We start from the raw sequence: 26,038 nt of genomic DNA on the forward strand, positions 1-26,038 counted from the left end.
GGTAAAAGTAGCATATGAGCGATCTTGCCTTTGACCATGCCCCTGTGGGCCTCGCCGTCCTGGAACGCCGCGTCATCACGCGGTGCAACCTTCAATTCGCGGCGACCTTTGGCGGTGCGCCGGGCGACTATACCGGCATGCTGGTGGCCGAGCTTTACCCCAGCCAGGAGGATTTCAACCGCATCGGCGCCCTGCTGCAGCAGCCGGCGGCGCAACGCGGCAGCTACAGCGACGAGCGCATCATGCGCCGCCGGGCGGGCGGATTGTTCTGGTGCCGGGTGCGCGGCCGGTCGGTGACGCCTGAGGCTCCGTTTCAGACCGGCATCTGGTCTTTTGCGGACATTTCCGACGACCGCCCTGTGGTCTCCCTCACCCCGCGCGAGCGCGAAGTGGCGATCCTCACCTGCAAGGGGCTGTCAGCCAAGGAGATCGGCAAGCAGCTGGACCTGTCCTACCGCACGGTCGAAAGCCACCGGGCGCATCTGCTGCAAAAGTTCAGCGCCCGCAAACTGCCGGAACTGGTGGCCAAGCTGACGGGAATGCCGCTGTGACCCGGCAACCGGAGTCTGAATGCGGCAGGCAATTGCAAATTTATCAATTCAGCGCCATGTTACGGCAAGCATCGACAGCGCTTTCCTTGCGGTAATCCTTGCCCTATAAGCGCGCTAATTTCCTGCCTGCCGGGCCTTCCGGGCCCGGACAGGCATGTCGGAACCGGCTTGAGGACAATATGACAAACAAAACTCACGAAGCGGATGTGGCATTCATCAAGGCGCTGGCGGAGCTGCTGCGCGAAAACGATCTGACCGAGCTGCAGGTCAAACGGGAATACGGCGATGACGACAGCCTGAACGTGCGCGTCTCCCGCCAGACCATGATGGCCGCAGCGCCGATGCAGGTTCAGGTGCCTGCCGCGCCGGCGCCGGTTGCTGCCGCCGCCGCGCCTGCCGCTGCCGCCCCCGCAGCCGCCAACGACGATCCGGCCAGCCACCCCGGCGCCGTGACCTCTCCGATGGTTGGCACCGTGTACCTGCAGCCGGAACCTGGCTCGCCGTCTTTCATTTCCGTGGGCGCGCAGGTCAGCGAAGGCGACACCCTGCTGATCGTCGAAGCCATGAAGACCATGAACCACATTCCGGCGCCGAAATCCGGCACCGTGAAGCGCATCCTGGTCGAAGACGGCGCAGCCGTTGAATTCGGGTCTCCCCTGGTCATCATCGAATAAGGATCTGCCATGTTTGACAAGATCCTTATTGCCAACCGCGGCGAGATCGCCCTGCGCGTGATCCGGGCCTGCCGGGAAATGGGCATCAAGTCGGTTGCGGTGCACTCCACCGCCGACTCCGACGCGATGCACGTCCGCATGGCCGATGAATCGGTCTGCATCGGGCCGCCCTCCGGCGCCCAAAGCTACCTGTCGATTCCGGCCATCATTTCCGCTTGCGAGATCACCGGCGCCCAGGCGATTCACCCGGGCTATGGCTTCCTGTCGGAAAACGCCAATTTCGTGCAGATCATCGAGGACCACGGGCTGACCTTCATCGGCCCCTCGGCCGAACACATCCGCATCATGGGTGACAAGATCACCGCAAAGGAAACCGCCAAAAACCTTGGCATTCCGGTTGTCCCAGGCTCCGAAGGCGGCGTGCCCGACATTGCTGCTGCCAAAAAGGCGGCAAAGGACATGGGCTACCCGGTGATCATCAAGGCGACCGCCGGCGGCGGCGGCCGCGGCATGAAGGTCGCCAAGGATGAGAAAGAGCTGGTCTCGGCCTTCTCCACCGCCCGCTCGGAAGCCAAGGCCGCCTTCGGCAATGACGAAGTCTACATGGAGAAATACCTCCAGAAGCCGCGTCATATCGAGGTTCAGGTCTTCGGCGACGGCAAGGGCACCGGTGTGCATCTGGCGGAACGCGACTGCTCGCTGCAGCGCCGCCACCAGAAGGTTTTCGAGGAAGCCCCCGGCCCCTGCATCACCCCGGAAGAGCGCGCCCGCATCGGCAAAATCTGCGCCGACGCGATTGGCAAGATGGGCTATTCCGGCGCCGGCACCGTGGAGTTTCTCTATGAAGACGGCGAGTTCTACTTCATCGAGATGAACACCCGCCTGCAGGTGGAGCATCCGGTGACCGAAGCCATCTTTGGCGTCGACCTGGTGCGCGAGCAGATCCGGGTGGCCGAAGGCCTGCCAATGTCGTTCACCCAGGACGATCTGGAGATCAACGGCCACGCGATCGAGGTGCGGATCAACGCCGAGAAACTGCCGAACTTCTCGCCCTGCCCGGGCAAGATCACCGCGTTCCACGCCCCCGGCGGCCTGGGTGTGCGGATGGATTCGGCGCTCTATGACGGCTATTCGATCCCGCCCTACTATGACTCTCTGATCGGAAAGCTGATCGTGCACGGCCGCGACCGGACCGAGGCGCTGGCGCGCCTGCACCGCGCCCTGGGCGAGCTGATCATCGACGGCATCGACACCACCGTGCCGCTGTTCCACGCCCTCTTGGAGGAGCAGGACATCCACACCGGCGATTACGGCATCCACTGGCTGGAACGCTGGCTGGAGAAAAACACACCGGCTTAAAACCCGCGGGGCGCGCCATCCGGCTGCGCCCCGTTTTACTTTTCCCTGCCTTTGCCCTTTATACTGGCGGCACCATGAGCCTGACTGCTGATCTCCTGCTGCACGCCTATTCCGCCGGTGTTTTCCCGATGGCCGAACACCGCGACGACCCGGAAGTGTTCTGGGTCGACCCCAAGCGGCGCGGGATACTGCCGCTGGACGGTTTCCGCATCACCCGTTCACTCGCTAAGCGCATCCGCAACGGCGGCTTTGAGATCACCGTGAACCGCGACTTTGCCGGCGTGGTGGAGGGCTGCGCCGACCGGTCGGAAACCTGGATCAGCGCCGGGATCCGCGACCGCTATCTGGAACTGCACACGATGGGCAACGCCCATTCGCTGGAGGTTTGGCACCAAGGCGTTCTGGCAGGAGGAACCTATGGGGTGTCACTGGGCGGCGCGTTTTTCGGCGAAAGCATGTTCTCCCGCCGCCGCGACGCCTCCAAGGTGGCGCTGGCCTATCTGATTGACCGGCTGGTGCAGGCGGGGTTCTCCCTGTGCGACACCCAGTTCCTGACGCCGCACCTGGCCTCGCTCGGCGGCATCGAGGTCAGCCGCGCCCGCTACCGGGCGCTGCTGCGTGACGCCCTGTCAAAAGATGCCGATTTCACCCGACCCGCCGTGCCCGCGCCTCAGCTGCTGCTGCAGCGGATGACCCAGACGTCATAACGGCTGTGATCCAGCGGATTCAGCGCCGGGCTGGACGCGATCATCCAGCCCTCGAACTGCACCGCGCTGTCACCGGGATTGCGCACGGTGAGAAAGGCGTAGGCATCCCCGGTCGGGTTCTCCGCCGGATAGCGGCAGTCCGATACGGTGACCAGCAGTCCGAACATCTCCGCACTGCTGCCGACCGCGATCTCAGCATCCATGCTGTGGCCGTTGACCTTGTCCAACGCCCGAAGCACCGCCGCAGTGCCCTGTGCCGCACTGCTTTGCGCCACCTGCTCCTGCCCCCATGCAGGCAGGGCCAGCAGGCCTGCGGCCAAGGCAGCGGCCAGCCGCTTCACGAGTCTTCTCCGCCGCCTGCCACGAATTTCACCAGCAGCGAAATCAGGCTGACCGCGCCCTGGGTATCCTCGATCTCATCCCCCGGCTCGAACGCGAAGGCAGAACCACCCGGCATGATTTCCACGAAATTGCCGCCCAGCAGCCCCTCGGAGGAGATCACCACGGCGCTGTCATCCGGGATTTCGATCCCTTGCTTCACCGAAAACCGGGTGTCGGCGCGGAAGGTTTCCGGGTTCAGGTCAACACCGGTCACGGTGCCGATCTTGACGCCCGCAAGCCGCACATCGGTGCCGACGCTGACGCCCTCCAGCGACCGGAAAGACGCGCTCAGATCATAGGTCGCGCCGGCCCGCGACAGGCCCGCTGCCTGCCCGGCATAGACGGCAAACGCGATCGCGGCGGCCAGCACGACGCCGCCGGCCAATACTTCAGTAGGATTGTGGGACATGAAATCAGCCTTCTGGCAGATGTTTATTCGGGCACCCAGGCCTCGTAGTCGCGGCGCTCCTTGGGCTCGCCGCCGGCGCGGATGGAGCCCGCAGGCGCATAGGCCATCATGGTGCCGGTCAGGTTTTCCTGGTGCGGTTTTTCCCAGGGCTTATGCTTCAGCGGCTTCTCGCTCGGCACCTCGTCAAAGGTGCGGTGCAGCCAGCCGTGCCAATCCGGGCTGATGCGGGAGGCTTCCACTTCTCCGTTGAACATCACCCAGCGTTTGCTGTCATCGGCATTGTGGTAAAACACATTGCCCTGATCATCCTCACCCACCTTGATGCCCTTGCGGGCGGTGAAGATCCGGGTGTTCAGGGTGGAGCCGTTCCACCAGGTCACAGCGCGCAGAAGAGTGTTCAGGATTCCCATGGATGCCTCCGGAGTTTTCCGATCTTGATATGGCCCAATTTCCCGCCAAGGTCCAGTGGCTTGCGCCCTCGCTGGGGGCCTGCCGGCGGGAAGGGGCAGTTTTGCCTCAGCCCCGCCTGCGGGGCATCCGCCGGCTCAGCCGTCCGCCGGTGCCAGCGCGGTCAATTCGATCTCGATGCGGTACTTCGCATCAATCAGATTGCACTCGATCATCGTCGCCGCCGGCGGGTTGGCGCCAAAGGTTTCCGCCAGAACCGGCCAGCAGGGCTCAAACTCCGCCGCGTCCGGCAGGTAGTAGTTGACCCGCACCGCATCCGCAAAGCTGGCGCCCGCGTTTTCCAGCGCCGCGCCGATGGTGGCCAGCGCCGACCGGCACTGCGCCACCACATCGTCGCCCTGGCCGACCGTTCCCGCCACATGCACGAACCCGCCCGCAACCACGGCGCGGCAATAGCCGATCTTGGCTTCGAATTCGCCGCCGGAGGAAATCCGTTTGATCATAGCCTTTCACCTTCTTCTGGCTGAAAACATCCTGGGGGAGCAGCGGCCTGCCGCTGCGGGGGCAGCGCCCCCTGGCTAGCCGCGCCCCAATAGGCAAACGGCGCGGAAAGAACCGCGCCGTCTGAATTAAGTCCTATCCGTTTACCCGGCCGTTGCGGGTTCTTTCTCGGCATCCGCGTGGATCATCAGCGGCTGCGCGTCCGAGGTCACCGCCTCTTCGTTCACGACCACCTTGGTCACGCTGTCCATGCCCGGCAGGTCGAACATGGTATTCAGCAGGATGTCCTCCATGATCGAGCGCAGGCCGCGGGCGCCGGTCTTGCGCTGGATCGCCTTGCGGGCAATCGCCTTCAGCGCCTCGTCGGTGAAGTCCAGTTCGGTGTCTTCCAGCTCGAACAAGCGCTGGTACTGTTTGACCAGGGCGTTCTTCGGCTCGGTCAGGATGGTGACCAGCGCCTCCTCGTCCAGATCCTCCAGCGTTGCCAGAACCGGCAGACGGCCGACAAATTCCGGGATCAGGCCGAATTTCAGAAGATCTTCCGGCTCCAGGTCCTTGAACACCTCGCCGACACCGCGCTCATCGTTGTCGCGCACATCAGCGCCAAAGCCCATCGCCGAGCCCTTGCCGCGGGCCGAGATGATCTTGTCCAGCCCGGCAAAGGCGCCGCCGCAGATGAACAGGATGTTGGTGGTGTCCACCTGCAGGAACTCCTGCTGCGGATGCTTGCGCCCGCCCTGCGGCGGCACGGAGGCCACGGTGCCCTCCATCAGCTTCAGCAGCGCCTGCTGCACGCCCTCGCCCGACACGTCGCGGGTGATCGAGGGGTTTTCCGACTTGCGGGTGATCTTGTCGACCTCGTCGATATAGACGATGCCGCGCTGTGCGCGCTCGACGTTGTATTCCGACGACTGCAGCAGCTTCAGGATGATGTTTTCGACATCCTCGCCCACGTAACCGGCCTCGGTCAGCGTGGTGGCATCCGCCATGGTGAACGGCACATCCAGAATCCGCGCCAGCGTCTGCGCCAGCAGCGTTTTGCCGCAGCCGGTCGGGCCGATCAGCAGGATGTTGGATTTTGCCAGTTCGATGTCCGAGCCCGCCTTCTGGGCGTGGTTCAGACGCTTGTAATGGTTGTGCACCGCAACTGACAGCACCCGCTTGGCGGTGGCCTGACCGATCACATAGTCATCCAGCACCTGGCAGATATCCTTGGGTGTCGGCACCCCGTCGGTCGCCTTCAGCCCGGAGGCCTTGGTCTCTTCCCGGATGATGTCCATGCACAGCTCAACGCATTCATCGCAAATGAATACGGTGGGGCCTGCGATCAGCTTGCGCACTTCATGCTGGCTCTTCCCGCAGAAGCTGCAATAGAGGGTGTTTTTGCTGTCGCCGCCTGAATTCGTCGCCATGGTCTACCTTTCAGTCCGCCCGGTCCGATGCGCCCGCGCTGCGGGGCAAGTCAACTTTCTGCCAGCTTAAGCCACTGCTTAGGCCGCCACAATGTGAAAGTGCGCCCCAAATTAATCGCGGGGCGCACGGCCGATCACAAGTGCAGGCGTCACGCCTGCTCGTCATCGCCTTTGGCTCTGTTTTCAACGATTTCGTCGATCAGGCCGAACGCCTTGGCCTCTTCCGGCGACATGAAGTTGTCACGCTCCAGCGCGTTGACAACGGTTTCGTAGTCCTGGCCGGTGTGCTTGACGTAGATCTCGTTCAGGCGCTTCTTCAGCTTCAGGGTTTCCTCGGCGTGGATCATGATATCGGTCGCCTGGCCCTGGAATCCGCCGGAGGGCTGGTGCACCATCACGCGGGAGTTCGGCAGCGAGAAGCGCATGCCTTTTTCCCCCGCGGTCAGCAGCAGCGACCCCATCGACGCCGCCTGGCCGATCACCAGGGTCGAAACCTTGGGCTTGATGTACTGCATGGTGTCATAGATCGACAGACCGGAGGTCACCACGCCGCCGGGCGAGTTGATGTACATCGAGATTTCCTTAGACGGGTTTTCCGCCTCAAGGTGCAAGAGCTGCGCCACGATCAGAGAGCTCATCCCGTCATGCACCGGACCGTTCACGAAGATGATCCGCTCCTTCAGCAGGCGGGAAAAGATGTCATAGGCCCGCTCGCCCCGGCTGGTCTGCTCAACCACCATCGGGACCAGGGTGTTCATGTACGTTTCTCTGGGATCAATCATTTCGACCTGCCTGCGTTGTTTATGTCCGGCACCATACCCGACAGTGTGTTACCCGAGTCTTAGTATCGCCCCTTTTGACCTGCAAGGGGCGGCGGGCATTTTACGGTGCCGCAAACCTGCATGCGGTGTCGCAATCCGCAGGAACGCTGTCGCTATTCTAGGGCTGCGGCCTGCGTCAGCGCCTTAGGAAGCAAAATCAAGTCCGAATTCCGCCCGGCTGCCCGGGTGCCGCGCTGGGGTCCCGCCATGTCCGATGACAGCTTCGTTCAGAAAGGCGCCGCCGCCAATCTCGCCATCCCGTTCGAGGGCGAGCCGCAGGATTTCTATTTCCTGCTGCTGCCCAAGGCGACGATGCTGCCCGTGGCCGCCGCCATTGAACCGCTGCGGATTGCCAATCAGGTAACCGGCACCCGGCTGTACCGCTGGTACATCATGACGGAAAACGGCCAGCCGGTGCGCTGCTCCAACGGCATGGTGGTGACGCCGGACACGCCGCTGCAACCGCTGCCCTCGGAGTCACTCGGCTTTGTCTGCGCAGGGGTCGAGCCGCACAGCGCCGCCAGCGAGATCACCCTGAACTGGCTGCGCCGCGAAAGCCGCTTTGGCCGCGCCATCGGCGGCATCTGCACCGGCGCCTTTGCGCTGGCCCAGGCCGGGCTGATCAAGAATCACAAGTTCACCCTGCACTGGGAGAACCAGCCGGGTTTTCTGGAGAGTTATCCGAACCTGGAGCCCTCCCCCAATATCTTTGAAATCTCAGGGCCGCTGATGACCTGCGGCGGCGGCAATGCCGCGACCGACATGATGCTGCACCTGATCGAGGAGCGGCACGGCAAGCAACTGGCGATTATCGTCGCCGACATGTGCCTGCACGTGCGCTCCGGCGGCCAAGCGGCGCCGCAGAAATCGAATTACGCGGTGGCCATCGGCAGCCGCAACCAGCGCTTGCTGAATGCGCTGCAGCTGATGCAGGAATCGATCGAGGAACCGCTGTCCATCGGCGAGCTGTGCGACCGCCTCGACATCTCCCGCCGCCAGCTGGAACGGCTGTTCTCGCGCTATCTGAACCAAAGCCCGATGCACGTCTATTTCGACATGCGCCTCAGCCATGCCTTTGCGCTGATGAACGAAACCTCGATGAGCGTTACCGAAATCGCGCTGGCCTCGGGCTTCAACTCGGCCACCCATTTCTCGCGCCAGTTCAAGCGCAAGTTCGGCGCCTCCCCGCATTTCTTCCGCAAGGGCTGGAGCTGACGCCCGGCAGGCCCTGCAAAGGCCGCCGCGCCAGCCAAGCGCTCGGCTGAGACCTTGAAATCTGCCCGCCCAGCTGTTTCACTGCACCGGTGCCGCGGCTGCCTCGGCGGCGGGCAAATTCAGACACTCATTTTTCAACCCCCTGCACCTGTGCCGCGCTGATTTCAAAAGCGGCTGCCGGTCAGGGCAGCATTCTAAAACCAAACGGAATTATTCCATGCGCCGTTCTCCGGACCTTCATCGGCCGCAAGCCACCCGCGCGGCGGCCGGCAACCTGCCTGCCTTCCTTGCGGCCTGCGCCGTGGCCGTTCCGGTCCTGCTGGCCGTTTCGGCTGGAAATATCGCGGATCCGATTGTCCGCTACGACGATTACCCCGCCCTTCTCGCCCAGCCAGAAGGGTTCTGGCAGAAAACCCTGACCGAGGGCCGCTGGCTCAACTACTTGTGGCACTTGCGCGGCGTGGTTACGCCGGCCTGGCTGAATTTCGTTCTGTTCCAAATCCTTTGGGGCGTGACCGCTGCCGCCATTGCAGCCGCCGCAATCCCACCCGGCGACCGCAAATGGTTCGCTGCGGTTCTGGCCCTCACCCTGCTGCCCGCGCCGCCGGTGTTTCTGATGGCGCCCTGGTCCAGCACCCTCATCCCCGGGTTTGCGGTGCTGGCGCTGTTTGGCGTCCTGGCGCTGGTGCTGTCTCAGCGCGCCCTGCGCCTGCTGCTGCCGGTTTTCACGCTGCTCGCCTTCACCGCCTATACCACGTTCCCTCTGATCCTGCTTGCGGTCTGCCTGATCAGCACGCGGCAGCGCTCGCTGCCGGACCTGGCCGGTCTGCTGGTCCTGTTCGGGGCCAGTTTCGCGGGCGCGGTTCTGGCGGTCTATGCGCTGAACTGGCAGGTGCATGGCGTCTTTGGCATCCCGCTGGACGCGGCCCGCAGCCCGGACCCGGCGCAGGATCTTGCAGAGCTGTGGTCGCACCTGCCGCTGCTGCAGGAGACGCTTTCGGTCCTGCTCGGCAAGCTGAGCTTCCAGTCAACGCCGGTTCTGCTGTTTCACCTGGGCCTGCTGATCGCCGCCACGGCCGTTCTGCTGCGCCGCCAGCCGCTGGAGGCCCTTTACCTCTGGACCGCGCTTTGGGCCGGGATGGCGTTGATGACGCTGCAAGTGCTGAGACTGGGCGTGACGATCCCGGTGCGGGCCTTTCATTTCACCTGGATCCTCTATGCGGTGCTGATCGTGCGGGCCGCGCAAGAGCTCAGCCGCAGCCCCGGCCTGCCCGGGCGTCTGGCGCGCAATGCGGTGCTGCTGGTTGCGCTCAGTTACCTGGTGCAGACCGCGGTGCAGTTCACCCGTTTCCGCGACTGGCAGCACGAGACCCGCGCGATGGCAGCCGCCATTTCAGCGCAACCGGGGCCGGTCTATGCCACTGGCAGCATTCTGGACCACCCGGCAGCGCGCAAGGCAGGCCTTCACCGGGCCAGCAGCCTGGCCAGCCGCCTGGAGCTGTTGACCGGGCGCCAAATCTCCCTGTGCGGGGCCGTTCCCGAAGCCTGCGCCCATCTGCCGCCGCGCCTGAGCAGCCCCGCGCCGGAGCCGCAGCCGCAAGCCCGTCTGGAACGTTTCGAGGGCGCAAACGTCCTTGTTTTCCCGCCGCGGCAATAGAAAGCCCGGCTCCCAAGCAAAAAAGGGCGCCTCTGGCGCCCTCTTCCACCAGCCTTCAGGGCTGCTGCTACTGGGAATAGGACTGGAGATAGGCGATCACCGCCTCGATATCGCTGTCCTTCTTCAGCCCGGCAAAGGACATCTTGGTGCCCTTCATGTAGGACTTGGGCTTGGCGAGAAAGGCCGCCAGCTCAGCTTCGGTCCAGACCAGCCCCTCGTCCGCCGCGGCCGTCATCGCCTTGGAGTACCGGAAGCCGTCGACGTGGCCCGCAGGCGCGCCGACAATGCCGTTCAAAACCGGACCGGTCTTGGACTTGGCGCCCTCGCCCACCTGGTGGCAGGCTTGGCATTTCTTGAAGGTCTTCTCGCCCTGGGCCACCAGTTCCGGGTCCAGCACCGCAGCAGTTTCCACGGGTTCTTCAACCGCTTTTTCTGCTGCCGCTTCCACCGCAGCTTCCTGCGCCGGTTCGGCTTCGGCAGGCGCCTCGGCGCTTTCCTCTTCCGGCGTCACATCCAGCACCATGGCACGCATGGTGATCTCGACGCTGTCCTTGCAGTTCTCCATGCAAGGCTCCGGGTTCCAGAAGTGCTTCTCCGCCTCCAGCCGGTCATCCAGGATAAAACCGTCCGCATTCGGCAGCTCGACCTCCAGGAATGTCTCGTCCGACAGAACGAACTCCTCATCCACCAGATCGTTGGAATAGAGGATATAGGCCACGATGGCATAAACCTCGTCCGGCGTCAGCGACTGCGCATTGCCAAAGGGCATCGAGCGGTTCACGTAGTCCCAGGTGGTCGACAGATACGGCCAGTAGCTGCCCACCGTCTTCAGCGGGTCGTCATGGTCCAGCGTGCCCTGCCCGCCTGCCAGCTTGGGCCAGTTGCCCACGCCCTCGGCAAAATCGCCATGGCAGACCGCGCATTTTTCCGCAAAGATCTCCTCGCCGGTATACACATCGCCCGAGCCTGCGGGCAGGCCGGTGCCGTCGGGGGCCACGTCCAGATCCCAGGCCGCGATTTCCTCCGGCAAGGCGGGACGGCCGAGGCCGAATTTTTCCGCAAAAGCGGGCACGGCCAGCGTTGCGGCCACAGCGGATGCTGCAATCAGCTTAGGAAACCTCGACATTTTCCGCCTCCCCGTTTGCCTTGACCCACCAGGTCTGGATGGCGTTGTTGTGATAGATCGAATTCAAGCCCCGCACCTCGCGCAGCTGCGCTTTAGTGGGCTGGACGTACCCGGTGGAATCCTTGGCCCGGCTTTGCAGCAGCATTTCGGAGCCGTCCCAGTTGATATCCAGGTAGAACCGGGTCAGCGCCTTGTCCGTGCCCGGTGCCGCCAGCCGCGCCTCGGTCCAGGTCTTGCCGCCATCCAGGGTCACATCCACCCCGGTAATCGCGCCGCGGCCAGACCAGGCCAGACCGGTGATCACCAGCGGCCCCGCGCCATGGGTGATGGGCGCCTGCGGGCTGGGGCTGGTGACGACGGATTTCGCGTCCATCTCCCAGGTCCACTTGCGGCTGATGCCATTGGCCAGCGTGTCGGTGTATTTAGAGGTCTCCTCGCGGCTCTCGACAGGCTGGTCCATCACCTCGACCCGGCGCAGCCATTTGATCCACATGTTGCCCTCCCAGCCCGGCACCACCAGCCGCACGGGATAGCCATGCTCCTTGCGCAGCGCCTCGCCATTGGCCTTGAAGGCAACCAGCACGTCATCCATCGCCTTCTCCAGCGGGATCGAGCGGCCGTTGGAGGACGCATCCGCGCCTTCCACATAGACCCATTTGCCCTCCGGCTTGACCCCGGCTTCCTCCAGCAGTGTCCGCAGGGAGACGCCGGAGTATTCCATGTTGTGGATCATGCCATGGGTGAACTGCGCGCCGTTCAGCTGCGCGCCGGCCCACTCCATCCCGGAGTTCGCCGCGCATTCGCAGAAATAAACACGGTTCTCGCGCGGGAAGCGCTCCAGATCCGCGTAGGTGAAAACCAGCGGCGTATCGACCAGGCCGTTGATCATCAGCCGGTAGTCTTCCTTGCGCAGCTCGATGGCGCCCGAGTGATGGCGTTCGAACGCGCAGCCCTGCGGCGTGATCGTGCCGTCCAGGGCGTGGATCGGGGTGAAGTTGATCGAGCTGATGGTGTCCGCCGTCAGCCACCCCACATTGCGGCGCACCACGTCGCTTTCGTATTTGATCGGCAGGCCATAGGGCGTGGCATCCACACCCTCGCCCAGACCGCTGGCCCAGTCCTGCACCTCGGTAATCAGCGGATCAGGTGCGGCCGCCTTGGCAGCTCCGGCCGCCACCGCCCCTGCGCCGGCAGCTGCCGCACCGGTCAGGAACTGACGGCGCGAAGGTGCCAGGCTGTTGGCGTCATCACTCATTTCTTTGCCTCCTTACATAGATAAATTCACGTTCGTGAATTCAACTGCGCAAAATTTTTTCGATGTGCCCGCCGTCAGGGCGGGTGCGTTCTTCCCCTGCCGGGGCGGGCGCTGATTATGCGCCCGCCACCTGCACAGAGTTGTTCGGGTCCAGGGTCACGGTGCCAAGCTTGCGGATGTGATCCTCCACCACATCCCAGATCATCGGCCCCTCGGTGCCCTCGTTCACGCTGGCCCAGCCCGCCACCACATAGGACTTCGCCGGGTCGATCGCCTCGCCGGTCTTCAGCAGGGTCATCTCGCTGATCCGCGCGCCCTGCGGCTTGGTGATGTCGATGCGGTAGCCCATGCCGCCGATCCGCACCATGTCGCCGCCCTGCTGGTAATAGGGGTCGGGGTTGAAGATGTTATCGGCCACATCCTCCAGGATCACCTTGATGAACTCTCCGGTCATCTCACTCCGGTAGGCCTCGCCATAGGACATCGAGGTCACGTTCCAGATATCCTCGCGGGTGATGTCATCCCCCGGCACCAGCGACGGCCCCCAGCGCACGCCGGGCGACATGGCGATATCCGCTTCCCGCTCGCTCAGCAGCGCGTCGCAGATCAGGTCGTCCCAGGTGCCGTTGAAGTTGCCGCGGCGGTACAGCAGCGTATCGGTCTGGCCGATCACCTCCTCCAGCTGCGCCTTGAAGGGCGCGCGCTCCGCCTCGATCAGCTGCGCCACCGCCGGGTCCGGCGCAATCACATCCGAGAACACCGGGATCAGCTTGTGCCGCAGCCCCATCAGCTGGCCGTCGCGCACATCCAGATCGACACGAGAGACGAATTTTCCGTTCGAGCCAGAGGCGATGATATGGGTCTTGCCCGCCAGCACCGGTTCCGGCAGCGCGTCGTGAGTGTGGCCCGACAGGATCACATCGATGCCCTGCACCCTGCTAGCCATCTTCTTGTCGACGTCAAAACCGTTGTGGCTCAGCACGACCACAACATCGGCGCCTGCGGCGCGGACCTCGTCCACCATGGCCTGCATATGCTCGTCGCGGATGCCAAAGGAGTATTCCGGGAACATCCAGCCCGGGTTGGCAATCGGCATATAGGGGAAGGCCTGGCCGATCACCGCCACATTGGCGCCGCCGCGCTCGAAGAACTTGTAAGGCTTGAACAGCTCCGCCGGCTCATCCCATTCCGAGTCAAAGATATTCTGGCCAAGCGCCGCAAAGGGCAGGTTCTCGACGATCTCGTTCACCCGGCTGCTGCCCAGCGTGAACTCCCAGTGGAACGTCATCGCATCCGGCTTCAGCGCGTTCATCACGTTGACCATGTCCTGGCCCTGGGTGTGATGGCAGGTATAGGAGCCGTGCCAGGTGTCGCCGCCGTCCAGCAGCAGCGCATCGGGGCGGTCGGCGCGGATCGCGTTGATGATGGTCGACACCCGGTCCAGCCCGCCGACACGGCCATAGGCCTTGGCGAGCGCAGAGAAGTCATTGTAGGTCAGCGCATAGGCCGAAGGGCTGCCGTCGGCGATGCCGTACACCTTGCGGAAGTCGGCGCCGGTGATGTGGGGCACGTGGCCCTTGTTCTCTCCGACGCCCAGGTTGACCGAGGGCTCGCGGAAATAGATCGGCTTCAGCTGGCCGTGAATATCGGTCACATGGATCAGGCTGATATTGCCAAAGGTGTCAAACTCCAGCAGCTGGTCCTGGCTCAGCCGCTGCTGCGCAGCCAGCCGCGCCCAATTGCCAAAGCCTGACGCCCCCACCATGGCCGAGGCGGCCATGGAAACCTGCAGAAAATCGCGGCGCGAGATCATGAGTACCGGTATCCTGTATGTTCACGCGATATATTCACGTGAATGAATGTTTCAAAAGAGATACGCCCCGCACCTGGAAACAGGCGCGGGGCGCAAAGATCAGTTGCGGACGGAGGGTGCTTCGACCGACAGGCCGTTGCCGCGCGAGGCGACATAGAGTTCCAGCGCGACGAACTCCGCAGAACCCGGCTTGTAGGTCTCGGCGCGGGTGTCGCGCACGCAGCCCTTGAAGCGCGCGTGGGCGGTGTTCAGCTTGGTGTTCTTCAGTCGGTACACCGGGAAGCCGTTGATCTGGCCCTGGCTCAGGTGGTCGGCGCGGATCATGTTGCCATAATTGTCCTCATGGCAGTTCGCGCAGGACAGCTCCAGCTGGCCGGTGCGCGTGTAATACAGCTCCTTGCCCATTTCCCAGGTCGCCTGGACCGGGCCGTCGATGGCCACGTTCACCGGCATTCCGCGGGACTGGACAGAGATCAGCGCCTCCATCGCGGCCATTTCGCCGCCGGAGTATTTCCACTTCTCCGCGCCCATCTGGTTTTCGCGGCAATCGTTGATCTGCATGTTCAGGGTGCGGACCTCGCCGGCCTCTTCGTTCCACTTGGGATAGACCGCGCGCACGCCTGCCATGCTTTCCGCGGCATCGCCGTGGCACGACGCGCAGGATTTGCCCTCGGACCCGTCGGCAGTGTCCCAGGCTTCCTGAGCCTGATCGACAAACACCATCGCAGGGTTCTCGAAGTCATCCATTTGCAGCGCTTGCGTCTCGTCCGAGCGGAAGTGCCAGCCCGACATCACCTCGCCCAGCACATCCGCCACATGGGCGGGCGCCGCGGCCTTGGTGGTCATCTCGATTTCCCCGTTGACCACAAGCTTGTCGTCATCGGGGCCTGCGCCCGCCGCCATCGGCAGCGCCAGCACAGCGGCAATGGCTGTGATTGCCTTTCTGTTCATTCCTTTTCCTCCCTTGGGTGCCTGCCCTGCCCGGCTCCAGCCGGACAGGACGCGTGCCTGAAGATCCGGAACGGATCAGCCGATGGCGATTTTATTCTTGGTGTCGTAGACGGAGCCGTCGTCGTCATACCAGGTAAAGACGAACTCGCCCGCTTCCGGCACGGTCGCGTCGAATTCGAAATACGGGTTAGTGGAGATCGCGGGCTCCATCGCGACGTCCAGCACCATGGTGCCGTTGAACTCGCAGGTGAAGCGGTTGATGATCGAGCGCGGGATCAGATTGCCGTCCTCGTCCTTGCGCTGGCCGCTTTCCATCTTGTGGCTGATCAGCGTCTTGATGGTGACCGCCTCACCGGCGGCAGCAGACTTCGGGACCTTGACGCGGGGTTTAACACCGGATGCCATGTCTTTAATTCTCCTTAAGAATTCCGTTCAGGAAGCGGGCGGCCTCAGCCGCCGCAGCCGCCGATGGTGACTTTGACGGTGGCGCTGGCCTTGGCAAAGGAGCCATCCGCCAGCTTGGCAACCGCGACCACGTCCTGTGTGCCCGCCAGCCGGATCCGGGTGGAGGCCGCCTGCTGCGCTGCGCCAGGGCCAAAGTTGAAGGTTGCCACACCCGGTTCCGGGTTGCCGGCGGCCAGCACCAGGATTGCGGTGGCGCCCGGCGCCTCGACCGAAATCGGAACGGTGTTGCCGTTCTCGGCAATTTCCGGCGCGTTCAGGGTCACGCCCCCTTCGGCCATTTCGGCACCGCCGGTAAAGGCGGCAATCCGGTCATCCGCCGCCGCAGTCACGCGGAACGGCAGCACGGTAACCACGGCAGCGCCCAGGCCCATCGCCAGGGTCTCACGGCGTGAGAACTCCATCATATCTCTCCTTTGAATTCACATCGGTGCGGGGCGCTCAACCGCCCCGCCCGCGCCTTACTCTTCTTTCAGCGTCGCGAGGAACGCGACCACATCCTCGATCTCCTGCGCCGTCAGGATCGGCGGCAGCGGCTCAGCCCCGGCGTCGCCGGTATAGGCATCGCCCGGGCGGATGAAGCCTTCGACCTTGTAAAAGGCCGGCATCATCGTGCCTTCGAATGTCATCTTGGCATTGGCGATCAGACCGCGCAGCTCTTCCACGGTCCAGCGGTCGGCGGCGCCATCCAGCGACGGCCCGATCTCGCCATGGAACGGCACATCCGCCAGCGCGCTCACCTGGTGGCAGGCAACGCAGTTGCCCTTGGACCTTGTGCTGGCAACAATCGCCCCGTTGGCCGCATCGCCGGCCACGCCGGTCAGCGAGGCGGCTACCTCACCCGACTCGCCAAACTGCACCGCTTGCGGAGCAACCTCCGCGGCCAAAGCCGCAGTCCCGGCCAGGCTTAGCGCCAGTGTCAGAGATGTAAGCTTCATGTATCCTCCCATTGGCTGCCGCTGTTCCCGGGCGGCTTGCTTAGCTTTGCATACCGTAGGGCACAGCGCCCCGGGTACGCAACAACAAATTCATTATTGTGAATTTTTATGGATCGTGCGCGAAACGTCAGTCTGCCGACCCATTGTTGCGCTCCTGAATGCGGCGCGCATGGTAACGCTGAAAATCCTCCTCGTTTTCAGGCCCATACCGCTTTTCGTTGACCCATGTGAACATGTCCAGCGTTGTATCCGCACTGAAGGCGCCCGGCATCACCGCCACCGCGGCTTCAGGTGCGGCGGCACCTTCCTCCACGTCCTCCGGCAAAAACAGAATCGTCGGTGTGAACAGCACGCGCCATTTGCGCGCCATGTCCTTTTCCGGCAGCGTTTCGCCGTCGAAATCCGTCACCTCCACGTCGCCGTGAAGGTTCAGCTGCACGACGAAGAAGTTGTCCTCGATATACTGGCTGATCTCCGGACGGGGAAACACTTCCGCATGCATCTTGGTGCAATAGATGCAGCCGCGCTGCTCAAAGAACAGCACCAGCCGCTTGTCCTCGCCATTGGCTTCCTCCAGGTCTTCGCGCAGATCCTTGAAAGTGTCCCGCATCCAGGGCGTCTTGTGCAGCCCGTCGTCGCCCAGCTCCGCCGCTGCCAAGGGCGCGGCAAGAACCGCAGCCATTAACACTTTTGCAATATTTCTCAGCATGTTGACCTCCAAACCTCACTCACCCGATTGCACTGAACCCCGGCACCCAGCGGATCATCGCCTCGGCGATCAGCCGCACCCCGCCCGTGGCGATCAATACCGCAAACAGAACCAGCATCGCGCCCATGCCCTTCTCCACCCAGGCAAAGGCGCTGCGATGGCGCGCGACCCAGCCCAGGAACGGCTTGGCAAACAGCGCTGCGACCACAAAGGGCGCCGTCATGCCCAGCCCGTAGACCAGCAGCAGCACCCCGCCCCGCCAGATGTCGCCCATGCCGGAGGCGATCATCAGGATCGACGCCAGCGCCGGCCCCACGCAAGGCGTCCAGCCGAACCCGAACGCCAGCCCCATCAGATACGCGCCCAGCACGGTGGAGGGCTCGGCGCTGCTTTCCATCCGCGCCTCGCGGTACAAAAGCGGGATTTTCACCACGCCCAGAAAGTGCAGCCCGAACAGCAGCAACAGCGCCGCCGCGCCGTAGGACAGAACCTCCAGATACTGGCCGAACAGCTGCCCCAGCGCAGTTGCCCCCATGCCCATCAGCATGAACACGGTGGTGACCCCGGCGGCGAAACAGACTGCCGACACCAGCAACCGCCGCTGCGCACCAGCAGCAATCGCTCCGTCGCCTCGCAGCTCCGCCATCGACAGACCGCCCATGTAGGACAGGTAAAACGGCACCATCGGCAAAATGCAGGGGGTGAAAAAGCTCAGCAGTCCTGCGATCAAGGCGCCAAACAGGGTAATTTCAAGCATCGCACCCCCAAAGAGGCCCCACGCGAACGTTATCCGGGCCCGGCTTGTGTCATTCACATATTCGAATTATGTTGTTTCTTACCGTTCGGTCAACAGATGGAATGACACCCATGCGCCCTTTCCGCCACCTGGCTGCAGCTGCGGCCGCGGCTTTTGCAGCGCTGCCCGCCTGGGCGGCGGAACTGGTGATGGTCGAACAGCCGGGCTGCGAGTGGTGCGCCCGCTGGAACGCGGAAATCGCCCCGATCTACCCGAAAACGGCTGAGGGCAGACACGCCCCCCTGCGCCGTGTGGACCTGCGCGCCCTGCCCGATGATCTGCAGGTCACCCGCCGGGTCATATTCACCCCTACCTTTCTGGTGGTCGAGGACGGAGAGGAACGCGCCCGGCTCGAAGGCTATCCGGGCGAAGATTTTTTTTGGCCTTTGCTCGCGGATTTGCTAAGCGCCCATACGGGATTTGTTGATAATACGAACGCCACGGGCGGCAGCTGACCGCCCTGATGGGGCAAGAGAGAGGAGTGCGGCACTGCGGTGCCGCTCAGGAGACGGCACATGGCATTACCACAGTTCACCGCTGACATGGACCCGGAGGAGATGGACCGGATGGTCGAAAACGCGACCAAGGCGTCCAATTTTCTGAAGGCGATCAGCCACGAAGGCCGGCTGATGATCCTCTGCCACCTGGTTTCCGGCGAGAAATCCGTGACCGAGCTGGAGGACCTGCTGTCAGCCCGCCAGGCCGCCGTCTCGCAGCAGCTGTCGCGCCTGCGTCTGGAGGGGCTGGTTATCCCCCGCCGCGAGGGCAAGGCGATCTATTACCGGCTGGCCGACGACAAGCCCCGCCGGATGCTGGAAGTGGTCTATGACCTGTTCTGCAAGGAAGAAGGCTGAGGCCCGATTGAAATCCCAAGATGTTTGAACTCCTGACAGAACACCAGCTGGCCGCCTTCATCGGGCTGCTGGGCGGTGTGGCTCTGGGGCTTGCCGCCCGGCTGGGGCGGTTCTGCACCTTGGGTGCGATCGAAGACCTGCTTTACGGCGGCTCATCGCTGCGGATGCGGATGTGGGGCGTGGCTATCGGCGTGGCTGTCATCTCCAGCTTTGCGCTGATCGGTTTGGGCCTGGTGGATGCGGGCCAGTCGTTTTACCTGTCGATCCGCTGGATGCCCGCCGCCTCGATCCTCGGCGGGCTGATGTTCGGCTACGGCATGGCGCTCAGCGGCAACTGCGGCTACGGCGCCATTGCGCGGCTTGGCGGCGGCGACCTGCGCAGTTTCGTGATCGTGCTGGTAATGGGGGTATCCACCTATGTGGTACTGGCAGGCCCGCTTGCCCCGTTGCGCAATTTCTTCTTCGAACAGCAGGATGTGACCACGGAAATCCCGCCGGGCCTCGCCCATTACGCCGCCGCCTGGAGCGGGCTGCCGCTGGCCGCCATCGGCCTCACCGCGGGCCTGCTGATCCTGCTCGCCTCTCTCGCCAATGCTGAGCTGCGCCGCGACAGGCAGGCGCTGTTCTGGTCTGCTGTAGTTGGGCTGGCCGTGACCTCCGGCTGGGCCGGAACCACCTATGTCAACACCGCCGGGTTCGAGGCGCTGCCGGTAGTCTCCCACTCCTTCTCGGCCCCTCTGGGCGAGACGATCCTGTGGACCATGACCGGTTCCTTGCGCCCCCTGTCGTTCGCCGTCGGCTCCATCGCCGGCGTCTGGACCGGTGCCTTCCTCGGCTCGCTGATCAAGGGCCATTTCCGCTGGGAAGCCTGCGAAGACCCGCGCGAGCTGCGCCGCCAGATCATCGGCGCCGCCATCATGGGCACCGGTGCCGTCATCGCCATGGGCTGCACGGTCGGCCAAGGGCTCAGCGCGTTTTCGCTGCTGGCGGTTTCAGCGCCGGTCACCATGCTGGCGATCTTTGCCGGCGCCGCCATTGGGCTGCGCCAGCTGATCGAGGGATTCCGCCCGGCGGAATAATCCGCTGTCCCTGCGGGGACAGGCTGCGCAATCCGGACCATCCGCGCACGCCTGAAGTCTTGGTAAATTTTCGTTAACGATTACACTGACGTTACACGCCGTTCTTAAAACGCCCGGGGGGAACCGCCCCGCATCGCCGACCTGACGCGTCCACACACTCCGGAGACCGCCGTGAACCGCAAGCAGATCATCAAAGACCCGCAAAATGGCAACAAGGCCGAGGCGTTTGAGGCATTTGACGACATCCCGGCCAACCCGGACCCCAGCCGCACCATCGGCGATGTGATCGCTGCCCGCTATGGCCGCCGCGCGCTGCTGAAGGGGATGCTGGGCACCTCCGCCGCCACCGCCCTGTTCGGCGCCTCCGCGCTGGCCGCAGCGCGCCAGGCCAGCGCCGCAACATCCACAGCGCCAAGCCGCTATGCCTTTGACGAGCTGGCCTCGGGCATCGACGAAACCCACCATGTCGCCCGGGGCTATGACGCCGATGTTCTGCTGCGCTGGGGCGACCCGATTTTCGCGGACGCCCCCGGCTTCGACGTTATGAACCAAAGCGCCGAGGCCCAATTGCAGCAGTTCGGCTACAACAACGACTATGTCGGCTTTCTGCCGCTGAACGCCGAGGGCACCCGCGGCCTCCTGTGCGTGAATCACGAGTACACCAACGAGGAGGTGATGTTCCCGAACCTTGGCCGTCAGGACAAGGCAGAGTTTGCCGGCATGACCCGGGAACTGGCGGAGATCGAGATGGCGGCGCATGGCGGCTCAGTTGTCGAGGTCGCCCGCGGCCCGGATGGAAAGTGGGCCGTAGTGCGCAGCGGCGCGCAGAACCGCCGGATCTCGCCGCTGACCACCGCGATGGCCATTGACGGCCCCGCCGCAGGCCACCCGCGGATGCAGACCAGCGCTGACCCCGGCGGACGTGAGGTTATCGGCACCCTAAACAACTGCGCCGGCGGCATGACCCCCTGGGGCACCTGGCTGATGGCGGAGGAGAACTTTCACGGCTACTTCTGGACGGACAGGCTGGACTTCGATGGCGAACCGGACCTCTCCGGCCAGCCGGAGGCGGCGCAGATGGCGCGCTACGGCGTGCCCGGCATGTGGTACGCCTGGGGCAAGTACCACACCCGCTTCAATATCGACAAAGAACCCAACGAAGCCAACCGCTTCGGCTGGGTTGTTGAGGTCGATCCGATGGATCCTCTGTCCAAACCGGTGAAGCACACCGCCCTGGGCCGTTTCGCCCATGAAGGCGCGGAGACCACCCTGTCCAAGGACGGCCGCCTGGTCATCTACATGGGGGACGATGCGCGGTTCGAGTATCTCTATAAATACGTCTCACGCGGCGCGGTGGCTGAGGACCGCGCGGCCAACGCGCAACTGCTGAGCGATGGCACCCTCTACGCGGCCCGGTTCGAGGCGGACGGCACCGTCCACTGGCTGCCGCTGTTGCATGGCCAGGGTCCGCTGACGGCGGAGAACGGCTTTGCCAGCCAGGCGGATGTGCTGATTGATGCGCGGCTGGCGGCGGATGCGCTGGGGGCCACCCCGATGGACCGGCCCGAGGATGCCACACCCCGCGGCGACGGCACCGCCTATTTGATGCTGACCAACAACTCCAGACGCAAGGCCGGCCAGACCGATGCCGCCAACCCGCGCCCGGAGTCGCGGTTCGGCCATATCATCGAAATCAAGGAGGACGGCGGCGACCATGCGGCGGCACGCGGGCAGTGGTCGATCCTTGTGAAATGCGGCGACCCGGCGATTGCCGAAGTCGGCGCAGAATGGCACCCGGACACCTCGCAGCACGGCTGGTTCGGCTCCCCCGACAACAGCGCGATGGATGCAGACGGGCGGCTGTGGGTTGCCACCGACCAGGGCAGCAACTGGGGCCGGACCGGCAAATCGGACGGGCTTTACGGTGTGGAAACCGGCGGCGCCTTGCGCGGCCATTCCAAGCTGTTCTTCCGCTGCCCCGCGGGGGCTGAGCTGTGCGGGCCCTATTTCACCCCGGACGGCGAGACGCTGTTCCTGGCCGTTCAGCATCCTGGCACCGACGGCACCAAAGACCTGAAAGGCTTCGGGCGCGCCTCGACGTTTGAGGACCCGGCCACCCGCTGGCCGGATTTCGACCCGCAAATGCCGCCGCGCCCCTCGGTTGTGGTGGTCACCAGACAGGGCGGCGGCAAGATCGCCAGCTGACCCGAAATCCGCTGTTGTCAGGCGGAGCGCGCCCCATCCGGGGCGCGCTCAGGTTGCAGCCCAGCCGGGCCGGCTGCCGCCGGATGCACGCGATTGTGAAACCGCAAGCGTCCGCCCTGCCCTACAACCGGGAGAAACCCTGCGGAGACCTGCCATGCCCATCAAACGCCTGACGGCCGCCCTGATCCTTGCCGCCTCTGCCGCCTCAGCTGGCAGCATCGCGCCGCGTGACGGCTGGGCGGTGCATGAAACCTCGAAGCCCTATGCGCAGCTGATCGAAGACGTCAAAGCCGCCGCCAAGGCCGAAGGGCTTGGGGTTGTCACCCAGGCAGGCCCTACCGAGGCAGCAGCCGCCCGCGGCATCACCATTCCCGGCAACCGGGTCATTGGCCTCTTCAACAATGACTTCGCGGTGAAGATCCTCGCGCTCTCCACCGCCGCGATGATCGAGGCGCCGGTGCGCATGTATGTGACCGAGGAGGCAGACGGCAGCGCCACCCTCTCTTACAAGCGGCCCACCCACGTCTTCGCGCCCTATGCCGGGGAAGGCGGCGCGGGGCTGGCGGCCCTTGCAGGCCAGCTCGACCGCCGCTTTGCGCTGATTGCGGAACGGGCGCAGAAATAGCCCCTGGAATACCCTCTGGCGTCTTTCCGGCTCCAGTTGCCCCTTGCGCGATTTGTGCCGGATTCCGCCGCAGTATTTCTCACACTGGCGTGAACGGGCTTGCGCACGGGCGCAGCCTCGGCAATCTGGCGGTAATTCAACGGATTGGACGGACAAGATGACAGAGACCCTGCGCGCAGCCGATGTTCTGGCCCGGCGGCTTTTCGAGGCAGGCTGCCGCCACGCGTTCGGGATGCCCGGCGGCGAGGTGCTGACGCTGGTCGATGCGCTGACCAGGGCAGGCATCGCCTTTCATCTGGCCAAGCATGAAAACTGCGCTGGTTTCATGGGCGAAGGCGTGCATCACGCGGATGGCGCGCCGGTCATTCTCGTGGCCACCCTCGGCCCCGGCGCGCTGAACGGCGTCAATGTGGTGGCCAACGCCCATCAGGACCGGGTGCCGATGCTGGTGCTCACCGGCTGCGTCGACGCGTCAGAGGAGCAAAGCTACACCCATCAGGTGCTCGACCACCGCGCGGTCTTCGCCCCGATCACCAAGGCCACCTTCCGGCTGGATGCCGAAGCGGCGGACCTGATCGCCGACAAGGCGATCGCCATCGCAACGGACCCCCGCAACGGGCCGGTGCATATTGACGTTCCGATCTCGGTGGCAGACGCGCCGGCCAGGGACCGCGGCATCCGCCGCGCGCCTGCAAGCGCCAGCGCGCCAAGCGGCGAGGCACTGGCGCGGGCGCGGTCCTGGCTGGCGGCCGCAAGCCGGCCGGTGGCGGTGATCGGCCTCGATGCGCTGCAGGAAAACGCAGGCCCCGCCCTCCGCGCCTTCCTCGAAAAGCATCAGATCCCTTTCATCACCAGCTACAAGGCCAAGGGCATCCTCCCCGAGAACCACCCGCTCTGCCTCGGCGGCGCAGGCCTGTCTCCGCTGGCCGACAAGCACCTGCTGCCCTTGGTGCGGGAGGCCGATCTGGTGCTCTCCATCGGCTATGACCCGATTGAGATGCGGCCCGGCTGGCGCAATGTCTGGGATGTGAACACCCAGTCCGTGATCGACATCGCGCCGGAGGCCAACACCCACTACATGCATCAGGCGGGCCTGAACTTCGTGACTGCGATTGCCCCCGCGCTTGCGGCGCTGTCGGAAGGCACCGAACCGCGCGGCACATGGCCCACTGGCCGCCCCGCCGCGGTCAAGGCTGCACTGGCGGATGCCTTCCCGCAGGATGAGGACTGGGGGCCGGCGGGCATCATCGCCGAATGCCGCGACACCCTGCCAGCGGACACCCTTGCCACCGCCGACAGCGGCGCCCACCGCATTCTGTTCAGCCAGATGTGGGAGTGTTCCGAGCCGCGCGGCCTGATCCAGTCTTCCGGACTCTGCACCATGGGCTGCGCGGTGCCGATGGCGATCGGGCGCAAGCTGGCGCAGCCGGAGCGTCCGGTGGTCAGCTTTTCGGGCGATGCCGGTTTCCTGATGGTAGCGGGCGAACTCTCCACCGCGGCAGAGCTGAAGGTTGCGCCAATCTTCGTGGTCTTTGCCGACGCCAGCCTGGCGCTGATCGAGCTGAAACAGCGGCAGCGCCAGCTTGCCAGCGGCGGTGTGGATTTTGGCGCGCATGACTTCGCCGCGATGGGCCGGGCGTTTGGCGGCAACGGTGTCACGGTCACCAGCCGCAGCGAACTGCGTGCCGCCCTGCAGGACGCGCTGGCAGCAGACACTTTCACCGTCATCTCGGCTGTGATCGACCGCGGAGGCTATGATGGCCGCATCTGACATGCTCCCCCATGGCGCGCTGAAGGGCGTCAAGGTCCTCGACCTGTCCCGCATCCTGGCAGGCCCCACCTGCACCCAGCTTCTGGGCGACCTCGGTGCGACGGTGATCAAGGTGGAAAACCCCAAGACCGGCGGCGACGACACCCGGCAATGGGGGCCGCCCTATGTGATGGATGCGGACGGGCAGCAATCGGACCTTTCAGCCTATTTCATGGCCGCCAACCGCAACAAGCGCTCGGTCGCCATCGACATCGCGACAGAGGACGGCCAGCAGGCCATCCGCCGCCTGGCGGCTGAGGCCGACATCCTGATCGAGAATTTCAAACCTGGCGGGCTGGCCAAATACGGGCTGGATTACGCCAGCCTCAAGGACGAATTCCCCAGCCTGATCTATTGCTCCATTTCCGGCTACGGCCAAACCGGCCCCAACAGCCACAAACCCGGCTATGACATCATGGCGCAAGGCTTCGGCGGCATCATGTCGCTGACCGGCGAACCGGAGGGCCAGCCGATGAAGGCCGGCGTCGGCATCGCCGATGTGATGTGCGGCATGTATGCCTGCATCGGCATCCTCAGCGCCCTGCACCACCGCGAGAAAACCGGCGAAGGCCAGCAGATCGACCTGGCCCTTGTGGATGCCCAGATCGCCTGGCTGATCAACGAGGGCGTCGCCTATCTGAACACCGGCCAGAACCCCAAGCGCCGCGGCAATGAGCACCCCAGCATCATGCCCTACGGCGTCTATGAAACCGCGGACGGCCATGTGATCCTGGCGGTGGGCAACGACAGCCAGTTCCGCCGCTTCATGGAATTCCTCAAGCTCGAAGGGCTGGCCGAGGACGCCCGCTTTGCCACCAACCCGGCCCGGCTCCACAACCGCGACGCCCTGAACGCGATCCTGATCCCCGCAGTGCAGCGCTTTACCACCGATACGGTGCTGGCAGCGATGGAGGATCGCAAGGTGCCGGCTGGCCCGGTGCAGACCCTGGACACCCTGTTCGCCACCAGCCAGGTCGCGGCCCGCGGCATGGCGATTGGCATGGATACGGCGGCCGGTCCGGTCAAGCTGCTGGGCAACCCGCTGAAATTCTCCCGCACGCCGGTCACATACCGGCACGCGCCGCCTGCCTGCGGCGAAGGCACCGGGGAGATTCTGAGCGCCGAACACCCGTTTAAGCCGTCCTGAGCCCGCAAGGACGCGGCGGCTTTCCGCCATGTGTTACAGTTTCCGGCAATTCACCGCTAAATCAGCGGTGCTTTCAGCCTGGCTTACTCCGCCATCTTGCCAAAATTTCCCGGGAAATCCTACACATCCGCCATAGTTTCAATCCAGGCGCACACAGGCCATCACCAAACCGC

Annotated in this window: 28 protein-coding genes; 13 read left to right on the forward strand and 15 right to left on the reverse strand. The window is 64.3% G+C overall.

The window, feature by feature from the left end; all coding sequences use genetic code 11:
- Positions 1-14: 14 nt before the first annotated feature.
- The 4 genes from DAEP_RS0106890 (at position 15) to aat (ending at position 3,291) form a co-directional block, all read left to right on the forward strand.
- Positions 15-551 (forward strand): LuxR C-terminal-related transcriptional regulator, encoded by a 537-nt coding sequence (locus DAEP_RS0106890; protein WP_027244149.1) that lies wholly within the window; start codon positions 15-17, stop codon positions 549-551.
- Positions 552-730: 179 nt separating this feature from the next.
- Positions 731-1,225, forward strand: coding sequence for an acetyl-CoA carboxylase biotin carboxyl carrier protein (accB, locus tag DAEP_RS0106895; protein ID WP_027244150.1), 495 nt, complete (start codon positions 731-733; stop codon positions 1,223-1,225).
- A 9-nt stretch (positions 1,226-1,234) separates the two neighbouring features.
- Positions 1,235-2,584 carry an acetyl-CoA carboxylase biotin carboxylase subunit gene (accC, locus tag DAEP_RS0106900; RefSeq protein WP_008555244.1) on the forward strand — a complete coding sequence of 450 codons (1,350 nt, stop codon included), beginning with the start codon at positions 1,235-1,237 and terminating at the stop codon, positions 2,582-2,584.
- A 74-nt stretch (positions 2,585-2,658) separates the two neighbouring features.
- Entirely contained in the window at positions 2,659-3,291 is a 633-nt protein-coding gene (aat, locus tag DAEP_RS0106905) for a leucyl/phenylalanyl-tRNA--protein transferase (RefSeq protein ID WP_027244151.1), read from the forward strand.
- Here aat and DAEP_RS0106910 read toward each other — a convergent pair.
- The 6 genes from DAEP_RS0106910 to DAEP_RS0106935 all read right to left on the reverse strand — a co-directional run bounded on the left by DAEP_RS0106910 (position 3,255) and on the right by DAEP_RS0106935 (position 7,184).
- Positions 3,255-3,632 (reverse strand): DUF2155 domain-containing protein, encoded by a 378-nt coding sequence (locus tag DAEP_RS0106910; protein ID WP_008554851.1) that lies wholly within the window; start codon positions 3,630-3,632, stop codon positions 3,255-3,257. The genes aat and DAEP_RS0106910 overlap by 37 nt on opposite strands.
- Positions 3,629-4,081 carry an outer membrane lipid asymmetry maintenance protein MlaD gene (gene mlaD / locus DAEP_RS0106915; RefSeq protein WP_008557477.1) on the reverse strand — a complete coding sequence of 151 codons (453 nt, stop codon included), beginning with the start codon at positions 4,079-4,081 and terminating at the stop codon, positions 3,629-3,631. Before mlaD ends, DAEP_RS0106910 begins: the two co-directional genes overlap by 4 nt.
- Before the next feature lie 23 nt (positions 4,082-4,104).
- The gene (locus DAEP_RS0106920) at positions 4,105-4,491 is read right to left on the reverse strand and encodes an NADH:ubiquinone oxidoreductase subunit NDUFA12 (RefSeq protein WP_008556089.1); all 387 of its coding nucleotides are present in this window, start codon (positions 4,489-4,491) and stop codon (positions 4,105-4,107) included.
- Positions 4,492-4,626: 135 nt separating this feature from the next.
- The gene (locus DAEP_RS0106925) at positions 4,627-4,992 is read right to left on the reverse strand and encodes a RidA family protein (RefSeq protein WP_027244152.1); all 366 of its coding nucleotides are present in this window, start codon (positions 4,990-4,992) and stop codon (positions 4,627-4,629) included.
- A 141-nt stretch (positions 4,993-5,133) separates the two neighbouring features.
- Positions 5,134-6,402, reverse strand: coding sequence for an ATP-dependent Clp protease ATP-binding subunit ClpX (clpX, locus tag DAEP_RS0106930; protein ID WP_008553562.1), 1,269 nt, complete (start codon positions 6,400-6,402; stop codon positions 5,134-5,136).
- 149 nt (positions 6,403-6,551) lie between these two features.
- Positions 6,552-7,184, reverse strand: coding sequence for an ATP-dependent Clp protease proteolytic subunit (locus tag DAEP_RS0106935; protein WP_027244153.1), 633 nt, complete (start codon positions 7,182-7,184; stop codon positions 6,552-6,554).
- A gap of 246 nt (positions 7,185-7,430) precedes the next feature.
- On the opposite strand from DAEP_RS0106935, the gene DAEP_RS0106940 reads away from it, so the two are divergent.
- Positions 7,431-8,438, forward strand: a complete 1,008-nt coding sequence (locus DAEP_RS0106940; RefSeq protein WP_008556481.1) for a GlxA family transcriptional regulator — start codon at positions 7,431-7,433, stop codon at positions 8,436-8,438.
- Between the two features lie 217 nt (positions 8,439-8,655).
- Positions 8,656-10,095 (forward strand): hypothetical protein, encoded by a 1,440-nt coding sequence (locus tag DAEP_RS22495; protein WP_051337330.1) that lies wholly within the window; start codon positions 8,656-8,658, stop codon positions 10,093-10,095.
- Between the two features lie 67 nt (positions 10,096-10,162).
- Here DAEP_RS22495 and DAEP_RS0106950 read toward each other — a convergent pair whose 3' ends face one another.
- The 9 genes from DAEP_RS0106950 to DAEP_RS0106990 form a co-directional block, all read right to left on the reverse strand.
- A complete protein-coding gene (locus DAEP_RS0106950; protein WP_027244154.1) occupies positions 10,163-11,221 on the reverse strand; it encodes a c-type cytochrome in 1,059 nt (352 codons plus the stop codon).
- Positions 11,205-12,476, reverse strand: coding sequence for a sulfite dehydrogenase (gene soxC, locus DAEP_RS0106955; protein WP_027244155.1), 1,272 nt, complete (start codon positions 12,474-12,476; stop codon positions 11,205-11,207). Before soxC ends, DAEP_RS0106950 begins: the two co-directional genes overlap by 17 nt.
- 115 nt (positions 12,477-12,591) lie before the next feature.
- Entirely contained in the window at positions 12,592-14,289 is a 1,698-nt protein-coding gene (gene soxB / locus DAEP_RS0106960) for a thiosulfohydrolase SoxB (protein WP_027244156.1), read from the reverse strand.
- Between the two features lie 99 nt (positions 14,290-14,388).
- Positions 14,389-15,240: a sulfur oxidation c-type cytochrome SoxA gene (gene soxA, locus DAEP_RS0106965; protein ID WP_008557182.1), complete on the reverse strand. Its 852-nt coding sequence runs from the start codon at positions 15,238-15,240 to the stop codon at positions 14,389-14,391.
- 75 nt (positions 15,241-15,315) lie between these two features.
- Positions 15,316-15,645 carry a thiosulfate oxidation carrier complex protein SoxZ gene (soxZ, locus tag DAEP_RS0106970; RefSeq protein WP_008553802.1) on the reverse strand — a complete coding sequence of 110 codons (330 nt, stop codon included), beginning with the start codon at positions 15,643-15,645 and terminating at the stop codon, positions 15,316-15,318.
- Between the two features lie 44 nt (positions 15,646-15,689).
- The gene (soxY, locus tag DAEP_RS0106975) at positions 15,690-16,106 is read right to left on the reverse strand and encodes a thiosulfate oxidation carrier protein SoxY (protein WP_027237976.1); all 417 of its coding nucleotides are present in this window, start codon (positions 16,104-16,106) and stop codon (positions 15,690-15,692) included.
- Between the two features lie 57 nt (positions 16,107-16,163).
- Positions 16,164-16,640 carry a sulfur oxidation c-type cytochrome SoxX gene (gene soxX / locus DAEP_RS0106980; protein WP_008555216.1) on the reverse strand — a complete coding sequence of 159 codons (477 nt, stop codon included), beginning with the start codon at positions 16,638-16,640 and terminating at the stop codon, positions 16,164-16,166.
- 127 nt (positions 16,641-16,767) lie between these two features.
- Positions 16,768-17,322, reverse strand: a complete 555-nt coding sequence (locus DAEP_RS0106985) for a thioredoxin family protein (RefSeq protein ID WP_154665036.1) — start codon at positions 17,320-17,322, stop codon at positions 16,768-16,770.
- A 46-nt stretch (positions 17,323-17,368) separates the two neighbouring features.
- Positions 17,369-18,106 (reverse strand): cytochrome c biogenesis CcdA family protein, encoded by a 738-nt coding sequence (locus DAEP_RS0106990; protein WP_027244158.1) that lies wholly within the window; start codon positions 18,104-18,106, stop codon positions 17,369-17,371.
- A gap of 110 nt (positions 18,107-18,216) precedes the next feature.
- On the opposite strand from DAEP_RS0106990, the gene DAEP_RS0106995 reads away from it, so the two are divergent.
- The 7 genes from DAEP_RS0106995 (at position 18,217) to DAEP_RS0107025 (ending at position 25,865) form a co-directional block, all read left to right on the forward strand.
- Positions 18,217-18,600, forward strand: a complete 384-nt coding sequence (locus tag DAEP_RS0106995; protein ID WP_027244159.1) for a thioredoxin domain-containing protein — start codon at positions 18,217-18,219, stop codon at positions 18,598-18,600.
- A gap of 60 nt (positions 18,601-18,660) precedes the next feature.
- Positions 18,661-18,999: an ArsR/SmtB family transcription factor gene (locus tag DAEP_RS0107000; protein ID WP_008557810.1), complete on the forward strand. Its 339-nt coding sequence runs from the start codon at positions 18,661-18,663 to the stop codon at positions 18,997-18,999.
- Between the two features lie 20 nt (positions 19,000-19,019).
- On the forward strand, positions 19,020-20,078 hold the full coding sequence (locus DAEP_RS0107005; RefSeq protein ID WP_027244160.1) for a YeeE/YedE family protein: 1,059 nt from the start codon (positions 19,020-19,022) through the stop codon (positions 20,076-20,078).
- Positions 20,079-20,249: 171 nt separating this feature from the next.
- Entirely contained in the window at positions 20,250-22,283 is a 2,034-nt protein-coding gene (locus tag DAEP_RS0107010; RefSeq protein ID WP_027244161.1) for a PhoX family protein, read from the forward strand.
- A gap of 154 nt (positions 22,284-22,437) precedes the next feature.
- The gene (locus DAEP_RS0107015) at positions 22,438-22,908 is read left to right on the forward strand and encodes a DUF302 domain-containing protein (protein ID WP_008555142.1); all 471 of its coding nucleotides are present in this window, start codon (positions 22,438-22,440) and stop codon (positions 22,906-22,908) included.
- 157 nt (positions 22,909-23,065) lie between these two features.
- On the forward strand, positions 23,066-24,679 hold the full coding sequence (locus DAEP_RS0107020) for a thiamine pyrophosphate-binding protein (protein ID WP_027244163.1): 1,614 nt from the start codon (positions 23,066-23,068) through the stop codon (positions 24,677-24,679).
- Complete coding sequence (locus DAEP_RS0107025; protein ID WP_027244164.1) at positions 24,666-25,865, forward strand: CaiB/BaiF CoA transferase family protein; 1,200 nt, start codon at positions 24,666-24,668, stop codon at positions 25,863-25,865. Before DAEP_RS0107020 ends, DAEP_RS0107025 begins: the two co-directional genes overlap by 14 nt.
- The last annotated feature ends 173 nt before the right edge of the window (positions 25,866-26,038 follow it).

The sequence above is a fragment of the Leisingera daeponensis DSM 23529 genome (genome assembly GCF_000473145.1).
GTDB lineage: Bacteria > Pseudomonadota > Alphaproteobacteria > Rhodobacterales > Rhodobacteraceae > Leisingera > Leisingera daeponensis.

What these genes read in the sequence shown, in the direction of transcription:
- DAEP_RS0106985 (WP_154665036.1), bottom strand. Translation starts at nt 17,322, where the DNA reads ATGGCTGCGGTTCTTGCCGCGCCCTTGGCAGCGGCGGAGCTGGGCGAC.
- DAEP_RS0106990 (WP_027244158.1), bottom strand. Translation starts at nt 18,106, where the DNA reads ATGCTTGAAATTACCCTGTTTGGCGCCTTGATCGCAGGACTGCTGAGC.
- DAEP_RS0107025 (WP_027244164.1), top strand. Translation starts at nt 24,666, where the DNA reads ATGGCCGCATCTGACATGCTCCCCCATGGCGCGCTGAAGGGCGTCAAG.
- DAEP_RS0107020 (WP_027244163.1), top strand. Translation starts at nt 23,066, where the DNA reads ATGACAGAGACCCTGCGCGCAGCCGATGTTCTGGCCCGGCGGCTTTTC.
- mlaD (WP_008557477.1), bottom strand. Translation starts at nt 4,081, where the DNA reads ATGTCCCACAATCCTACTGAAGTATTGGCCGGCGGCGTCGTGCTGGCC.
- soxZ (WP_008553802.1), bottom strand. Translation starts at nt 15,645, where the DNA reads ATGGCATCCGGTGTTAAACCCCGCGTCAAGGTCCCGAAGTCTGCTGCC.
- DAEP_RS0107000 (WP_008557810.1), top strand. Translation starts at nt 18,661, where the DNA reads ATGGCATTACCACAGTTCACCGCTGACATGGACCCGGAGGAGATGGAC.
- accC (WP_008555244.1), top strand. Translation starts at nt 1,235, where the DNA reads ATGTTTGACAAGATCCTTATTGCCAACCGCGGCGAGATCGCCCTGCGC.
- DAEP_RS0106920 (WP_008556089.1), bottom strand. Translation starts at nt 4,491, where the DNA reads ATGGGAATCCTGAACACTCTTCTGCGCGCTGTGACCTGGTGGAACGGC.
- clpX (WP_008553562.1), bottom strand. Translation starts at nt 6,402, where the DNA reads ATGGCGACGAATTCAGGCGGCGACAGCAAAAACACCCTCTATTGCAGC.
- DAEP_RS0106950 (WP_027244154.1), bottom strand. Translation starts at nt 11,221, where the DNA reads ATGTCGAGGTTTCCTAAGCTGATTGCAGCATCCGCTGTGGCCGCAACG.
- accB (WP_027244150.1), top strand. Translation starts at nt 731, where the DNA reads ATGACAAACAAAACTCACGAAGCGGATGTGGCATTCATCAAGGCGCTG.
- DAEP_RS0106940 (WP_008556481.1), top strand. Translation starts at nt 7,431, where the DNA reads ATGTCCGATGACAGCTTCGTTCAGAAAGGCGCCGCCGCCAATCTCGCC.
- DAEP_RS0106995 (WP_027244159.1), top strand. Translation starts at nt 18,217, where the DNA reads ATGCGCCCTTTCCGCCACCTGGCTGCAGCTGCGGCCGCGGCTTTTGCA.
- soxC (WP_027244155.1), bottom strand. Translation starts at nt 12,476, where the DNA reads ATGAGTGATGACGCCAACAGCCTGGCACCTTCGCGCCGTCAGTTCCTG.
- soxX (WP_008555216.1), bottom strand. Translation starts at nt 16,640, where the DNA reads ATGAAGCTTACATCTCTGACACTGGCGCTAAGCCTGGCCGGGACTGCG.
- DAEP_RS0107015 (WP_008555142.1), top strand. Translation starts at nt 22,438, where the DNA reads ATGCCCATCAAACGCCTGACGGCCGCCCTGATCCTTGCCGCCTCTGCC.
- soxA (WP_008557182.1), bottom strand. Translation starts at nt 15,240, where the DNA reads ATGAACAGAAAGGCAATCACAGCCATTGCCGCTGTGCTGGCGCTGCCG.
- DAEP_RS0106935 (WP_027244153.1), bottom strand. Translation starts at nt 7,184, where the DNA reads ATGATTGATCCCAGAGAAACGTACATGAACACCCTGGTCCCGATGGTG.
- soxY (WP_027237976.1), bottom strand. Translation starts at nt 16,106, where the DNA reads ATGGAGTTCTCACGCCGTGAGACCCTGGCGATGGGCCTGGGCGCTGCC.
- DAEP_RS22495 (WP_051337330.1), top strand. Translation starts at nt 8,656, where the DNA reads ATGCGCCGTTCTCCGGACCTTCATCGGCCGCAAGCCACCCGCGCGGCG.
- DAEP_RS0107005 (WP_027244160.1), top strand. Translation starts at nt 19,020, where the DNA reads ATGTTTGAACTCCTGACAGAACACCAGCTGGCCGCCTTCATCGGGCTG.
- aat (WP_027244151.1), top strand. Translation starts at nt 2,659, where the DNA reads ATGAGCCTGACTGCTGATCTCCTGCTGCACGCCTATTCCGCCGGTGTT.
- DAEP_RS0106925 (WP_027244152.1), bottom strand. Translation starts at nt 4,992, where the DNA reads ATGATCAAACGGATTTCCTCCGGCGGCGAATTCGAAGCCAAGATCGGC.
- soxB (WP_027244156.1), bottom strand. Translation starts at nt 14,289, where the DNA reads ATGATCTCGCGCCGCGATTTTCTGCAGGTTTCCATGGCCGCCTCGGCC.
- DAEP_RS0106890 (WP_027244149.1), top strand. Translation starts at nt 15, where the DNA reads ATGAGCGATCTTGCCTTTGACCATGCCCCTGTGGGCCTCGCCGTCCTG.